The organism is Mesorhizobium sp. M0208, assembly GCF_040322015.1.
Taxonomy (GTDB): domain Bacteria; phylum Pseudomonadota; class Alphaproteobacteria; order Rhizobiales; family Rhizobiaceae; genus Mesorhizobium.
Window position 1 is genome coordinate 1 of the sequence record NZ_JAMYSP010000071.1, and the last position, 14,179, is coordinate 14,179.

Annotated in this window: 10 protein-coding genes and 3 pseudogenes; 2 read left to right on the forward strand and 11 right to left on the reverse strand. The window is 63.1% G+C overall.

Annotated features, from left to right (window positions below):
• Positions 1-293 (forward strand): annotated as a pseudogene (locus NKJ17_RS32630) (S-(hydroxymethyl)glutathione synthase); the annotation flags it as partial.
• 35 nt (positions 294-328) lie between these two features.
• Here NKJ17_RS32630 and NKJ17_RS32635 read toward each other — a convergent pair.
• Positions 329-412, reverse strand: a pseudogene (locus NKJ17_RS32635) (transposase); the annotation flags it as partial.
• A 180-nt stretch (positions 413-592) separates the two neighbouring features.
• Here NKJ17_RS32635 and NKJ17_RS32640 point away from each other — a divergent pair.
• A pseudogene (locus NKJ17_RS32640) lies at positions 593-799 on the forward strand (type II toxin-antitoxin system VapC family toxin); the annotation flags it as partial.
• Between the two features lie 40 nt (positions 800-839).
• Here the strand turns inward: NKJ17_RS32640 and NKJ17_RS32645 are convergent.
• The 10 genes from NKJ17_RS32645 to NKJ17_RS32690 form a co-directional block, all read right to left on the reverse strand.
• The gene (locus NKJ17_RS32645; RefSeq protein ID WP_352509038.1) at positions 840-1,670 is read right to left on the reverse strand and encodes a BtpA/SgcQ family protein; all 831 of its coding nucleotides are present in this window, start codon (positions 1,668-1,670) and stop codon (positions 840-842) included.
• Positions 1,667-2,575: a ribokinase gene (locus tag NKJ17_RS32650; RefSeq protein ID WP_352509039.1), complete on the reverse strand. Its 909-nt coding sequence runs from the start codon at positions 2,573-2,575 to the stop codon at positions 1,667-1,669. Before NKJ17_RS32650 ends, NKJ17_RS32645 begins: the two co-directional genes overlap by 4 nt.
• Positions 2,576-2,578: 3 nt before the next feature.
• Positions 2,579-3,349 carry a glutamine amidotransferase gene (locus NKJ17_RS32655; RefSeq protein WP_352691818.1) on the reverse strand — a complete coding sequence of 257 codons (771 nt, stop codon included), beginning with the start codon at positions 3,347-3,349 and terminating at the stop codon, positions 2,579-2,581.
• Positions 3,350-3,367: 18 nt separating this feature from the next.
• Positions 3,368-4,465, reverse strand: a complete 1,098-nt coding sequence (locus NKJ17_RS32660; protein WP_352509041.1) for a phosphotriesterase family protein — start codon at positions 4,463-4,465, stop codon at positions 3,368-3,370.
• A gap of 4 nt (positions 4,466-4,469) precedes the next feature.
• Positions 4,470-5,474 (reverse strand): ABC transporter permease, encoded by a 1,005-nt coding sequence (locus NKJ17_RS32665; RefSeq protein WP_352509042.1) that lies wholly within the window; start codon positions 5,472-5,474, stop codon positions 4,470-4,472.
• A complete protein-coding gene (locus tag NKJ17_RS32670; RefSeq protein ID WP_352509043.1) occupies positions 5,471-6,268 on the reverse strand; it encodes an ATP-binding cassette domain-containing protein in 798 nt (265 codons plus the stop codon). Before NKJ17_RS32670 ends, NKJ17_RS32665 begins: the two co-directional genes overlap by 4 nt.
• 73 nt (positions 6,269-6,341) lie before the next feature.
• On the reverse strand, positions 6,342-7,280 hold the full coding sequence (locus NKJ17_RS32675; protein ID WP_254819828.1) for an ABC transporter substrate-binding protein: 939 nt from the start codon (positions 7,278-7,280) through the stop codon (positions 6,342-6,344).
• Between the two features lie 116 nt (positions 7,281-7,396).
• Positions 7,397-8,008 (reverse strand): cupin domain-containing protein, encoded by a 612-nt coding sequence (locus NKJ17_RS32680; protein ID WP_352691819.1) that lies wholly within the window; start codon positions 8,006-8,008, stop codon positions 7,397-7,399.
• A gap of 1,385 nt (positions 8,009-9,393) precedes the next feature.
• Positions 9,394-12,597 (reverse strand): efflux RND transporter permease subunit, encoded by a 3,204-nt coding sequence (locus tag NKJ17_RS32685; protein WP_352509044.1) that lies wholly within the window; start codon positions 12,595-12,597, stop codon positions 9,394-9,396.
• A complete protein-coding gene (locus NKJ17_RS32690; protein ID WP_352509067.1) occupies positions 12,594-13,697 on the reverse strand; it encodes an efflux RND transporter periplasmic adaptor subunit in 1,104 nt (367 codons plus the stop codon). Before NKJ17_RS32690 ends, NKJ17_RS32685 begins: the two co-directional genes overlap by 4 nt.
• Between the last annotated feature and the right edge of the window lie 482 nt (positions 13,698-14,179).

Below are 14,179 nucleotides of genomic sequence, written 5' to 3' on the forward strand. Positions count from 1 at the left end.
ATGCCTGCACCGGCTGCGGCGTCCACATGCACGGCCCGGTCGAGCGCGACCACGCTTTCAAGGGGCTGTCCTTCATCCATCCGGAACGCTTCCAGGAGGATGGCTGGTCGCCTCCGGGCTTCACCGCCTTTGTCTCGTCGATCATCGAGTCCGGTGTCGATCCGAGCCGCATGGATGGTATCCGGTCACAGCTGAAGTCGATCGGGCTCGAACCTTATGATTGCCTCAATCCTGGCCTGATGGACTATATCGCCACCTGGACGGCCAAGAGATCCGGCGCATTGCCGGCCTAGTAGCCGCTCGACTATCATCGATCGAGCCGGGCGACGCCGCCCGGCACGATCACGTGCAGGTGCGGACGGTGGGTCATCGCGGAGCCTTGCCTGTGAAGGACGGCGGTGATGCCGATACGGGGCGCCGAGAGCGTAGCCCTCGACGCCCCAGTTTTCAGGCATTGCCCATTTCAATCGCCTCGACTGCGCCATTGGCCTGCGCCCAGCGCGAAGATCGGCCACGGCTTTTGGTCGAGGGAATGGGCAATTGGATCCCATCCTATCGGCGGAGAGATAGACACTCGAAGATCGAGCATATTAGACTAAGTTTTATGGGCCTGATAGACAATGGTTATCATGAGCTGCCAATGACCGGCGAGCATGCCGTTGCGGTGGAGGGGCTTCCACCCATCCACAAGGACCCCTTCGACCGGATCCTGATTGCTCAATCGATTGTGGAAGGCATCAGATTGCTGACCGTCGACGATCTGGTCGCGCAGTATCCTGGGCCTGTCCGTCGTCTCTGACCGAGGTGGCCCGAGCGGTGGGCTAGGCGGTTGAAGTCAGCTATCGCTTCAGACCACCCATGAACGCCTTTACGCGAGCAGAGTCGACCTGGTTCCACCAGACGCCGTCGTGCTTCAGCGCGCTGGCGATGATGACCCCGTCGACAATGGCGAGGATATCGTTGGCATTGTCCGGCGTCACGCCGCTTCCGACCAGCGTCGGCAGGCCGGCGGCCTGCTTGATCATGCTTATGTAGCCCAAATCCGCGGCGTGGCCGGTGCGCTGGCCGGTGGCGATGATGGCATCGGCATCGAAGAAGACCAGGTCCTTGACCAGTTCCTCCACCGGACGGTCGGCGACGATGGCATGTGCGCCGTGTTTGACATGGGCATCGGCGAAGATGCGGATGCCGTTGGCGCGCAGCCTGGCGCGGTAGCGCGCCGCGCGGCCCGACTCGCCCTCGACAAAACCCTCATTGGCGACATAGGCGTTCGCCCATTGATTGACGCGGACGAAACCGGCGCCGGCAGCGCTGGCGATCGCCAAGGCCGGGATCGCGGCATTGGCCAGCACATTGATGCCGACCGGCCTGCCGAGCTCGCGGCGGATGCGGTCGGAAACGACCGCCATATAGGCCGCCGTCTCCGGCCCGATATCGTCAGGCTTGGCGAAAGGGATGTCGCCATGGTTCTCGACGATGACGCCGTCGCAGCCGCCGTCGAGATAGGCTTTGGCGTCATCGAGCCCGCGCTGGTAGATCACCTCCACGGCCTCGCCGTCATAGCGCGGCGCGCCGGGCAGGGGCGCCAGGTGAACGACGCCGATCACTACCTTGGTGCGGCCGAAAAGGTGCAAGAGTGCGTCGCCGCCGGATTGGCCGATCTGGGTCATGAGAGCTCCATTTGATCGATGAGCACCGCCATCTCGGAGGCGGAAGGACAGGATGCCAGCGTGCCCGGCCGTGTCACGGCGATTGCGGCGGCCGCCAGCGCAAGCTCCAGCGCCGAGGTGACCAACATGCCCCGCGCAAGCCCGCCGGCGAGACAGCCGCAGAACACATCGCCGGCGCCGCTGGTGTCGAGCGCCTCGACCTGCGGGGCCGGCAAACGAAGCGGCTCTTCCTGGCCCGGGCCAAGCACGAGACAGCCTGCGGCGCCGAGCGTGATGATGACGGTGCCTGCACCTTTGGCTACCAGCGCGTCGGCGGCTGCTGTCATGTCATCCCGGCCGGTCAGGGTTTTCGCCTCGGATTGGTTGACAACCAAAAACTCCGCCAGGCCAAGATCGGGAACGGATGCCGCATCGATCGGGCTGGCGTTGAGAACGGTGCGTGCGCCGTTTTCCTTTGCTGCTCTGAGGCAGGCATCGGTCGCGGCGGCACGCAAATTTCCCTGGCAGACGAGGATGTCGCCGGGAGCGATCCAGCGGACAAGTGCTGTTTGCGCCACCGGATCGAACGCTTCGCTGCAGGCAACGCCGCTGACGATGAAATTCTCGCCGCCTCGATCGACGACGATGGTCGAGCGGTCGCTCGGCAGCTCGAATTCGCTGACCTCGAGGTCTGACAGTTCGCTGTCGAGGCGGCTCCTGATCCATGTGCCTTCGCGGTCCTTGCCGAGCGCCGTCCAGAACGTCACCTCTGCACCAGTCCGCGCTGCTGCGACCGCTTGGTTGGCACCCTTGCCGCCGAGCCCGTCGGCATAGCTCACGGCATTCAAAGTCTCGCCCGCGGCAGGAAGGCGGCCGACGCGAAACATGGTATCGATGCAGGCATTGCCGACGACATGGACATGCATGGCTCAGCTCTCGCCGGTCGCCCAGCCCAGCATCTGTTCGAACAGGGTCTTGTAGCCTGGCCAGGCGATGAATTGCGGCGGCAGCCAATGCGGCCCGACATCGGATGTCCAGGCCACGGTGCGGCCCTTGCCGTAATGGCCGGTGACAAGCAGCGGCAGCGAACCATAATCCGACGATACGCTGGCCAGAACTTCCGCATCGTCCTTCAGTGTCACCTCGTTGAAGCCTAGCAGGATCGGCCAGTCCGAACCGAGGCCCCTGAGGATAGGATGGCTCGACCCTGGTTTCGGCACCGGGGCAAAGCCTTCGGGAACCTCGACGCGGTCGTCGTAGGCCAGGCAGTTCACCGGCAGCACGTCCTCGATTGGCGTCTTGCGGTAGCGCGCGCCGCCATTGATGCCCTGGAAGCTGTAATAGCCGCCGAACATCAACAGACCGCCGCCGTCGCTGACGTAATCGCGGAGCAGGCGCAGGCGGTTCGGCGTCGGCTTGGAGTGGACCCAGGTGTCGGGATGCAGCAGCAGCGTGTTGGCGCCAATGTCGGAGAGCACGACCGCGTCATAGGCCGACAGCGCCTCCATCGTCTGAGGAAAGCCGCGCTGCGCCTCATGCGCCGGCATGAAGGTGACGTCGAAATCGGTCGCCTTGAGCGCGCCCAGCAATTCGTCGGCGCCGGTGTGATAGGTGACAGTCGGGAACTGGTCGAAACCCTTGATGTGGGTCGCGGTCGACACCCAGGATTCGCCGGCAAGCAGGATCTTCTTCTTGGACATTTGAACTCCGTCGTAAGTCTAGGCCGCTTGGAGCCGCGCGAACACGCTCTTCGGATTGGCGATCAGCATGCGGTCGATGGCCGCCTGTTCGACGCCATGCCGTTTCAGGCGCGGTATGAAATGCTTCAGGATATAGCCATAGCCGAAGCCGCCGAAGCGCGTCAGCATGATCTTGAGGAACACATCCTGCGACAATAGCAGGCGGTCGCCGAAGCCGGCCTCGACAAGGGCGGCGATGGCGCGTGCGTTCTCCTCGTCGGAGGGCGATTGCGCGTCCTGGTCGGCATAATAATAGTCCATGCCGATCATGTCGTATTCGAGGAACGCGCCGCGCCGGGCGAGGCTTTTCTGGTAAGCGGGATCGTCGTGGCTCGGGTTCATGTGGCAGAGCACGGTGTGGCGGAGATCGGCGCCCTCGGCCTCGACGGTATCGAGCACGTCGTGCGCCAGCCGCTCCCAGCCAGGCAGATGGATCGACAGCGGCACGCCGGTGATGCGCGAAGCGCGCGCCGAAGCTCGCAGCGACTTGCGTTCCTCGGCGGTGAAATCCTTGCTGACGCCGACCTCGCCGATCAGCCCGGCCATGATCGGCGGCTGCGTCTCGCCGCTGCCGACATCGTTGACGATGAACTCGGTCACGGCGTCGACATCCATGGCCTTCAGCCATTCGGGATGGGTATGCTCGAGATAGAACCCGGTGCCCATGACGATCTTGAGGCCGGACATGCGGCTAATGCGGGCGAGCTTTTCGGGGTCACGGCCGATGCCGATGTTGGTGGCGTCGACGACGGTGTGGCCGCCCAGCGCGCGATAGCGCTGCAGTTCCGACAGCGCCAGGTCGGCGTCGTCGAGCGAGACATTGTCTCGGTTGACGTAAGGGTTCATGCGCAATTCGCCGATGATCTCGATGTTCACCGGCTGCTCGGCGATCGCCATGTCATCGGGATGGCAGGGGCATTTCCAGCTGCGCGCGCCGTCGAGCAATATGTGCTCGTGCATCAGCGTTATCCCCATCTCCTCGACCGGAACCTGGCCGAGCACGGTCATCACTTGGCCGGTTTCGACCCCAATTGGCAACCGCTGCCTGGGCGCTGCGTCATCGAACAGACCACTCATCGGCTCAACGGCTCCGCACGGCGCCGCGGAACAGGCGGAAGTTGAGCCAGATGGCGATCAGGATGATCGTTCCGGTGACGATCGGCGTCAGGAAGGGCGACAGATGCGCCAGGATCAGGCCGTTGCCGATGACGGCCACGGTCAGCGCGCCGAGCACCGTGCCGATGATCGTTCCACGGCCGCCGAACAGGCTGGTGCCGCCGAGCACGACGGCGGCGATGACTTCCAGCTCGAAACCCTGTCCGGCATTTGAAGATCCCGATCCAAGCCGGGCAGCAATGATGATGCCGGCAAGGGCCGCCGCGGTGGCGGAAATCACATAGACGAAGAGCGTCGTCTGCCGCGTGTTGACGCCGGCACGCCGCACCGCCTCGGCGTTGGCGCCGATGCCGGTGACATAGCGGCCGAACGGCGTCTCGTTGAAGGCGAGATAGGCGATGGCCAGGATCGCCAGCGCGATCAGCGCCGGCACCGGCACGCCAAGAAACCAGGCGCGGCCCAGCACGGTGAAAGCGCTTCCGGGCTCGATGGGGATGGAATAGCCGCCTGTGATCAGCAGCGCCACGCCCCGGATCACCGAAAGCCCGGCAAGCGTGACAATGAAGGACGGGATGCCCTCATAGGCGACGAAATAGCCCTGCACCGCGCCAAGCAGGGCACCGAGCGCGAGCATGACGAGGATAACGACTGGCCACGGCAGGCCAAACTGCAAAAGTGTCGCCGACAGCGTCGCCACCAGCGCCAGCACGGAGCCGACCGAAAGATCGATGCCGCCGGTGGTGATGACGAAAGTCATTGCCGCGGCAACGATCAGCAGCGGCGCCGACTGCCGCAGGATGTTCAACAGATTGGGCGATGTCAGAAACGCGTCGGTCGCAACCGAGAAGATGATGGAGACGACCAGAAAGAACAGCGCGATCGAGACGACACTGCCATTGGCGAGGAGCGCATCGCGCCAGGTGCCCTTGCGTACACGTGAGGGCTGGGCGGCGTGGATCGCGTCGCTCATGCCGGCGCTCCACCGCGGTAGCCGTTGGTGGCGGAACGCGCATTGAACTTGCGGCCGACGATCAGATTGACCACGTCCTCGATGTTGGTCTCGCCGATCAGCCGCTCGGCTACGCTGCGCCCTTCGTACATGACCTGGATGCGGTCGCAGACGAGGAACAGATCCTGCAGCCTATGGGTGATCAAAATGACGCTGACACCGCGCGCACTGACCGCACGGATCAGTTCGAGCACCGCCTCGACTTCGGCCACGGCAAGCGCTGCCGTCGGCTCGTCCATGATCAGCACGGCCGGCTCGAACGAGGCGGCACGGCCGATCGCGATCGACTGGCGCTGCCCGCCGGAGAGGTTTTCGACCTTGAGTCGCGTGTCGGCAATGACGATACCGAGCCGATCGAGCATCTGGCGCGTCTCTTCATGCATGCGCTTCTTGTCGAGAAAGGAAATACCTGCGATGCGGCGACGCGGCTCGCGGCCGAGAAACAGATTGCCGGCGACGTCGACCGTGTCGCACAGCGACAGGTCCTGGTAGACCATCTCGACGCGCGCCGCACGCGCGTCCGCCGGCGAGCTGAAGATCACCGGCTTGCCGTCGATCTCGATGGTGCCGGCGTCGGGAACTACGGCTCCCGACAGCACCTTGCTCAATGTCGATTTGCCGGCGCCATTGTCGCCGACCAGCCCCAGCACCTCGCCCGGCTTCAGCGTCAGCGATACGTCATCGAGCGTCTGGATGGCGTTGTAGCGCTTTGAGATGCCGCTCATCCGCACCCGATAGGTCTGGCCACTGCTCATCTGGGATTCCACGCGATTGCAGTCATCCGCGGCGCAGCCTCAGACGGCGCCGCGGCCCGGTCGCCAACGCAGTTTACTTGAACATCGCGCGGTATTGGTCGACATTCTTCTTGGTCACGATCGTCACCGGGATGTTGATGATCGGATCGATTTTCTCGCCCTTCTTGAGCTTGCCCAGCGCTTCGACCGCAGCCTTGCCTTCGCCTGCCGGATCCTGCTGCACGACCGCGACCACCCAGCCGTCGTCGATGCCCTGAACGGCCTGCTTGGTCAGATCCCAGCCGAACACCTTGACGTCGCCAGTGCGGCCCTGGCTGGTCACGGCCGAAACTGCGCCGAGCAAGGCTGGTTCGCCGGTTGCATAGAGCGAGTTCATGTCCGGATTGGCAGTCATCAGGTTTTCCGAAGCGCTCAACGCGGTCTCCTGAACGTTCTGGCCGTCGACCGTGTCGAGGAAGGTGACGGCCTGGCCGCTTTCGGTCACCGCCTTCTTGAAGCCGTCGAGCCGCTGGTTCTGGATGAATGAATTGAGTGCGCCGACGATACCGATCTTGGCCTTGCCCCCCATCTCGGTCTTCACATAGTCGGCGTAGAATTTGCCGATGTCCTCGCCGGCCTTGGTGTTGTCGACGCCGATGAACGAAATATTGTCGCCGTCGGGGATCTGCGCGTCGATGGCTATGACGGGAATGCCGGCCGCCTTGGCTGCGGTGATCGCAGGCTTGACGCCGTTGACGTCGATGGCGACTAGAATGATGCCGTCGACTTTCTGCGTGATGTAGTTCTCGATCGCGTCGTTCTGCGCGCTCGGCACATTATTCGCGTTGAAGATGACCAGCTTGGCGCCGGCGGCGTCGGCTGCCTTTTGCGCGCCCTCGTTGATCTGGTTGAAGAACAGGGCCTGCTGGTTGATGTTGACGAGAGCGAACGTATCGGCAAGCGCCGAGCCCATGGCTGCCGAGCCCATGGCAACGGCGGCGGCACAGCCGGCGAGAAGTTTGAACAGACGCATTTCGGTTCCCCTTGCTTGCGGACCAGACCTAGGCCGGTCCCGTTGGTGCTACAGGCACGAAGCAAGCATTCAAGAGACTTGAATATTTGTCAATCCAAATGAACGCCGAGCGTTGCTCAGAAAGTCGCCGGCGTATTGACCCAGAAAATGCTGGCGCGTTCCTCGCCGATGTTGCGGTAATGATGCGGCAGCTCCGACCTGAACACGAAGGCATCGCCCGTGGCGAGAGCATGGCTCTTGCCATCGACGATCAGTTCGATCCGCCCGGCGAGCACATAGCCGACTTCCTCGCCGGAATGCTGGATCGGACCTTCGCTCGAGCCCTCCGCCTCGATGTGATGGATGTTGCATTGTAAGAGGTGGCCAGGCGAATATGGAATGATGCGTTCGAGCGAAATTCCTTCGCCGCGCCGTAGCGCGTCGAGCGCAATCAAAGGCCTTGCGCCCGCCCGGAATACGATCGCCTCGTCGTCGTCGACTTGCTCGAACATCCAGCCGATGTTGGTGTCGAGAACCTCGACCAGACGGTGAAGCATGGGCAGGGACGGCGAAGCCTTACCGTTCTCGATCTTGGACAGCAGGCTTTCCGAGCAATTCGCAGCCGTGGCCAACGTCTTCAGCGTCATGCCGCGTGTCTGGCGGGCGAGACGCAGCCGAGTTCCAAGTCTCGCGGCATTTACGGTGGCGTCCGTTTCTGACTCTGGCCGCCGTCGATCGATCTTGTTCATCTGTTCGCCAACCATTCGACGGTCAAGGGCAACTATCGCGCGAGCAAAAGACCTCGGCCGACGATTTGCAAGTGCTGATGCGTCAAATTCGAGACTTCAGCCGCAGCTGCCGCATCCGGCGAATGCCGCTCCCGCATGAACCGTGCTGATGATCCCGCGCCAGTTATCCCCTGTCGCTTGCCTGTCCATCGTGGTCGAAATCGCCAGCCGTTACTGCGTTTGCGTCACGTGGCGAGTGGACTTGGGACGACAATGCGTGCAAGGCGGGCCACGTAGCCAATCTACACAACCACGGCCGCGCCGACACGATAAAATCTGGACTGTCACCGAATTGCGGAGCGCGCCCAGAAGTCACCCGCGGCAGCGCCCCATGGAGTTACGCCCAGGGCGCGCAGGCTCTCGATAGCCGCGACGTATCCAATGAAATCCCTGGGGTAGTCGCGAGCTTGAGCTTCGGCAATTTTGAAGAAAGTTCAACAGAATTAATGGACTGGCACTTTGCTTATGTAAGTTGCGGAAGCGGCGCGCGGTTAATGATTTAGAAGTATAGATACATCTACACGAGGTGCGAAGAAGCAACGCCAATACAGCTGATTGGTTACAGCATATTTATTTTCGCAGATATGGTATTGCCCGTCGGGGGATTCCTGTACACGGTCCCGTGGGATGGTGAAATTATGCGGCAAATAAGTGTAACCACCGTCTACCCTGGACCGCACCGAAGACCGAGGTATGGCGCGGCAATCTGAACCGCCGCAGCACTTGAATTTGGTCTGCGGGTCAATCTTATCTTCGTACCAATCATGGGCGTTAGCGGCTGTAGCGGCGGCGATACACATCGCCGTGAAGATGAGCCTTCGCATGGCATTCCTCAAGCATCTGGCAGGCGCTGCTCGTTGGGGTTTCCATGTATATTAGCGTTTCATTGAAAATGCCATTGGCCTCCGACCGACTAACGCAGCTCCAGCCAGTAGCGCCCGCAACGGAAGACCGCGTCGCGTCACGTCAGGACGACACTTGCGCCGAACAAAGGTCTGCTCTTGTCGCTCCGGGTTTGAAAGCCGACCATCTGCTCTGCGCCTCAATCTCGGCCGCAGAGATCAGCTTCTCCGCCTCCTGAAAACAGACATCGCAAGCGAGGACTCCGGAGGTCGCGGTTGCGCCCTTAAGCCCCGCCTGGCCGACCAGATAGAAGATCGCATTGGCCTCGCGGCCCGGCATCGTCTCGCTGAACTAGATGCGGCTGTTGGGCTGGATTGCTGGCTCAGACCGAGCAAGGGTCTCCGCTGTACCTCGACGCCGAAGTCGCGCAGATCGTGGCCGTTGCCGCGCCGCGCCGATTTTCTGGAGTGGTAAGCCGCGCCCGACGCGGCGAATTCGTAACCCTACTCGGCGGCCGTCTCCGCTGGCGCCCCTGCCGGCCCCGAAGGCTCGGCCTCGGCACGGGGCTTGCGCCGCGAAAACAACGACCTGAGCGTGACGTAGAACACCGGCGTCAGGAACAGGCCGACGAAGGTGACGCCGAGCATGCCGGAGAATACCGCGGTGCCGAGCGACTGGCGCATTTCTGCGCCCGGGCCCTTTGCGATCATCAGCGGCACGACGCCGAGGATGAACGAGAAGGCGGTCATCAGGATCGGCCGCAGCCTGAGCCGGCAGGCTTCGACGGCAGCTTCGGCGGCCGACAGCCCGCGTTCCTGCGCCTGCCGCGCGAATTCGACGATCAGGATCGCGTTCTTGGCGGCAAGCCCGATTAGCACGATGAGGCCGATCTGCACGAGGATGTTGTTGTCCAGCCCTCGGAACGACACGCCGAGCAACGCCGCGAGCACGCCGAGCGGCACCACCAGCACAATGGCGAACGGCAGCACCAAGCTTTCATATTGCGCCGCCAGCGCCAGGAACACGAAGAGCACCGAAAGTCCGAAGATATAGAGAGCGGCATTGCCTGTGTTGCGCTCCTGGTAGGCGAGCTCGGTCCATTCATAGGAGGTACCGGCCGGCAGCGTCTTTGCCGTGATCCCTTCCATCAATGCCAGCGCGTCGCCTGTGGAAACGCCGGGCGCGGCGTTGCCCTGCAGCGGCACCGAGACGTACATGTTGTAGCGCTGGACCAACGCCGGGCCGGTGGCGTCGCGGATCTCGACCAACGTGCCGAGCGGAACCAGCGCGCCGGTCGCCGAGCGCACCTTCAGTTTCAAGATGTCGGCGCGATCTATGCGGAACGCCTGGTCGGCCTGCGCCCGCACCTGGTAGACGCGCCCGAAAGCGTTGAAGTCGTTGACGTAGGCGGTGCCCAAATTGATCGACAGCGTCTCGAAGATGTTGGGGATAGGCACGTTCAGGATGCGCGCCTTGTCGCGATCGATCGCCAGGAAGAATTGCGGGCTCGACGCGGAGAAGGTGGTGAACACGCCCGTCAGCCCCGGCGTCTTGTTGGCCTTGCCGGCGATTTCGTAGGCAAGCGCCAGGACCTGTCGCATGTCGGCGCTGTTGCGCTCCTGGATCTGCAGCTTGAAGCCGCCGGCATTGCCGACGCCGCGGATCGGCGGCGGCGGCAGTGCGATAATGAAGGCTTCCTTGATGCTTTGCAGGCTGCCGAACAGATTGCCGATGACCTGGGTTGCCGACTGGTCGGCTTTCAGTCGCTCGTCAAACGGCTTGAACCTGGCGAAGATCACGCCCGCATTGCTGGCGTTGGTGAAGGTCGCGCCGGAGAAGCCGGCGAAGGCGACTGCGTAGTCGACGCCTGGCGTTTTCTGGATGATCTGCGACGCCTGCTGGATGACCGCATCGGTCCTCGACAGCGAAGCGCCGTCCGGCAACTGGACGACGACGATCGCATAGCCCTGGTCAAGCGACGGAATGAAACCGCGCGGCACCGCCTGCACCATGTAGACCGTGGCGTAGATGAGGCCCGCGAAAACGGCCAGCATGGCGGCGATCGTTATCCACGAGCCGATCAGCACGCGGATGATGCTCGAATACCAGTGGGCGACCCTGTCGAAGCCGCGATTGAAGCCGTCGGCGAGCGCCCGTCCGAACCGCGCCAGGAAAAAGCGCGGCGGCGCCGCCGCGGCGTGGTGCGGCTTGAACAGCAGTGCGGCCAGCGCCGGCGAAAGCGTCAGCGAATTGAATGCCGAGATCGCCGTCGACACCGCGATGGTGATCGCAAACTGCAGATAGAACTGCCCAGAAATGCCGGGGATGAAGGCTGTCGGTACGAACACGGCTATCAGCACCAGCGAGATCGCGATGACCGCGGTTCCGACTTCGTCCATGGTCAGGTGCGACGCCGGATTGGGCGCCAGCCCTCTGGCGATATTGCGCTCGACGTTCTCGACCACGACGATCGCATCGTCGACGACGATGCCGATCGCCAGAACGAGGCCGAACAGCGTCAGCATGTTGAGCGAGAAGCCGGCGGCGTAAAGCACCGCCAGCGTGCCGATCAGCGACACGGGGATCGCCACGATCGGCACGATCGCCATGCGCCACGATTGCAGGAAGACGATGATGACGATGATGACCAGCAGCATCGCCTCTAGGATTGTCTTGTAGACCTCCCGGATCGACTCGGCGACGAACTCGGTCGGATTGTAGACGATGTCGTAGCTCAACCCCTTCGGGAAGTCGCGGGAAAGCTCCTTCATCTTGTCCTGGATTTCCGCGGCTGCGGCAAGCGCATTGGTGCCCGGCCGCTGGAAGATGGCGAGCGCCACCGCCGGTTTGCCGTTGAGATAGGAGTTGGTGACGTAATCCTTGGCGCCGAGCTCGATGCGCGCCACGTCCTGCAGCGAGATCAGGCGGCCGTCGTCGGTCGATTTGACGATCACGTATCGGAAGTCGCGTGCGTCGTTGAAGCGGCCTTGCGTGGTGACCGTGTACTGGAACGCCGTGCCGGTGCTGGTCGGCGGCGCGCCGATCGCGCCACCCGACACCTGGACGTTCTGGTCGCGCAGCGCCTGCACCACATCGCCCGAGGTCATCCCCAGGGCGGACAGTTTTTCCGGATCGAGCCAAATGCGCAGCGAATATTCGCGTTCGCCGAAGATGATGAGGTCGCCGACGCCGTCGAGTCTGAGCAGTATGTCGCGCACCCGCGAGCGGGCGTAGTTCGAGACGTAGAGCTGGTCGTAGGTATTGTCGGGCGACAGCATGTGCACGACCATCATCAGGTCGGGCGAGCTCTTGGTGGTGGTGATGCCGAGGCGTCGGACTTCTTCGGGCAGGCGCGGCTCGGCGACCGACACGCGGTTCTGCACCAGCACCTGCGCCTGGTCGAGATCGGTGCCCAGCTTGAATGTGATGGTCAGCGCCATCGCCCCGTCGCCCGACGAATAGGACGACATGTAGAGCATGCCCTCGACGCCGTTGATCTCCTGCTCGATCGGCGTTGCCACCGTCGCTGCGACCGTCTCGGCGTCGGCGCCCGGATACTGCGCGCGAACGACGATGGTCGGCGGCGCGATCTCGGGATATTGCGCGACCGGCAGCTGGGTATAAGCAATCCCGCCGAGGATCAGCAGGACGACCGAAACGACCGATGCGAAGATCGGACGGTCGACGAAGAAATGTGCGAACCTCATTGCTGCAACTCGGCGATCTCGGCCTTGGGCGGCAACGTCACCATCTCGACCTTCACCTTGGTGCCGGGCCTGGCGTGCATCAGCCCGTTGACGATGATCGTCTCGTTGCCGGTCAGGCCCCCGCGGATCACCCGGTAGCCGTCAAGAAGCGGGCCGGTGCGCACGGGCTTCGCCGACACCATCCCGGCCTCATCCACCAGGAACACGATGCGGCGATCCTGATCGGCGCCGATCGCCTCGTCGGGCACCAGCACGCCGCTATGCGGCAGCGACCCCGGCACGTTGATGCGCCCGAACATGCCTGGCTGGAGAATGCCGTCGGCGTTGGGAAACCTTGCACGCACCCGCATGGTGCCGGTCGCGTTGTCGATCCGGTTCTCGGCAAAATCGAGCTTGCCTTTGAATACCGCCTCCGTGCGGTCGGCGACGCGAACCACTACCTCGAGCCCGCCGGCGCCTTCCTGCATGCTGCCGCCGCGCTCCTTCGCGTCGCGGGCGTAGCTGAAATACAGGCGCTCATCGACGTCGAAATAGAAATCAATCGGATCGCGCGTAACGATGGTCGTCAGCAAGGTGGAATCCGGCTGCACGAGGTTGCCGACCGACACCAGCCGGCGGTCGATGCGGCCGGACAAGGGCGCCTTGATCTCGGTGAATTCCATGTTCAGGCTAGCCGTCGTCAGCGCAGCTGTCGCGCCCTGCATCTGCGCCTGCGCCGAAAGGTATTCCCGCCGGCGGTCGTCGAGCGTCGCGGTTGAGATATTGCCGGTCTTGGCGAGTTCGTCGGCGCGATCCAGCTGCATCTTGGAGAATTCGAGCAGACTCTTGGCGACGTCCACTTGCGACTTGGCGGCATCATAAGCCGCCTGGTACGGACGCTGGTCGATGGTGAAGAGCAGGTCTCCCTTGTTGACCAGTGCGCCGTCCTGGAAGCTGACCTTGTCCAGATAGCCGCTGACGCGCGAACGGATGGCGACCTGGTCGACGGCTTCGAAGCGCCCGACGAACTCGTCGTCTTCGACGATTTCACGGACCACCGGCTTGGCCGCCGTCACCACGGGTAGTTGCTGGTCCTGCGCAAACGCAGTGCTGAAAGCCATGCCGAGCAGGAATGTCGCCGATACGGCGGCGCGGGCAAGCCAGTCGGCCGATCGACGGGCTCGCCCGCCCGCGTCGCGATGCAATTTCCCATTCTCTAGGGTGTCCATTTGCGTCCCCGCTCGCTGGACCCGGAGGCCGGTTGATCCGCTTCTACGTTCAGGCTACTCGTCGAAATCAGAGCACTGCAGTGTTGTGCATGACAAGATGATCATTTTCCATGTGGGCTGAAATGTCCACCCTGTGGCTGCCCCGCCACCCGCGACTGGCGACGCAGATCCACCGGGCGATCCGGGATGCCATTGAGACGGGGAGCGGCTAGACCTGGGAGCAGACTTTGGTCCCGTCGGGCTGAACGTCCGCAATCGGTCTTCAAACGTTAAAGCCGCCATTCCGCTATCGTGAAGAGTTTCGGGCGCCGGCAGGCGTACGAAAGTCCCCGAGGAAGGAACCCGCGGGCCACAGGCGATGGTTATGGGGATTT

What these genes read in the sequence shown, in the direction of transcription:
- NKJ17_RS32645 (WP_352509038.1), bottom strand. Translation starts at nt 1,670, where the DNA reads ATGACCCAGATCGGCCAATCCGGCGGCGACGCACTCTTGCACCTTTTC.
- NKJ17_RS32650 (WP_352509039.1), bottom strand. Translation starts at nt 2,575, where the DNA reads ATGCATGTCCATGTCGTCGGCAATGCCTGCATCGATACCATGTTTCGC.
- NKJ17_RS32655 (WP_352691818.1), bottom strand. Translation starts at nt 3,349, where the DNA reads ATGTCCAAGAAGAAGATCCTGCTTGCCGGCGAATCCTGGGTGTCGACC.
- NKJ17_RS32660 (WP_352509041.1), bottom strand. Translation starts at nt 4,465, where the DNA reads ATGAGTGGTCTGTTCGATGACGCAGCGCCCAGGCAGCGGTTGCCAATT.
- NKJ17_RS32665 (WP_352509042.1), bottom strand. Translation starts at nt 5,474, where the DNA reads ATGAGCGACGCGATCCACGCCGCCCAGCCCTCACGTGTACGCAAGGGC.
- NKJ17_RS32670 (WP_352509043.1), bottom strand. Translation starts at nt 6,268, where the DNA reads ATGAGCAGTGGCCAGACCTATCGGGTGCGGATGAGCGGCATCTCAAAG.
- NKJ17_RS32675 (WP_254819828.1), bottom strand. Translation starts at nt 7,280, where the DNA reads ATGCGTCTGTTCAAACTTCTCGCCGGCTGTGCCGCCGCCGTTGCCATG.
- NKJ17_RS32680 (WP_352691819.1), bottom strand. Translation starts at nt 8,008, where the DNA reads ATGAACAAGATCGATCGACGGCGGCCAGAGTCAGAAACGGACGCCACC.
- NKJ17_RS32685 (WP_352509044.1), bottom strand. Translation starts at nt 12,597, where the DNA reads ATGAGGTTCGCACATTTCTTCGTCGACCGTCCGATCTTCGCATCGGTC.
- NKJ17_RS32690 (WP_352509067.1), bottom strand. Translation starts at nt 13,697, where the DNA reads ATGGCTTTCAGCACTGCGTTTGCGCAGGACCAGCAACTACCCGTGGTG.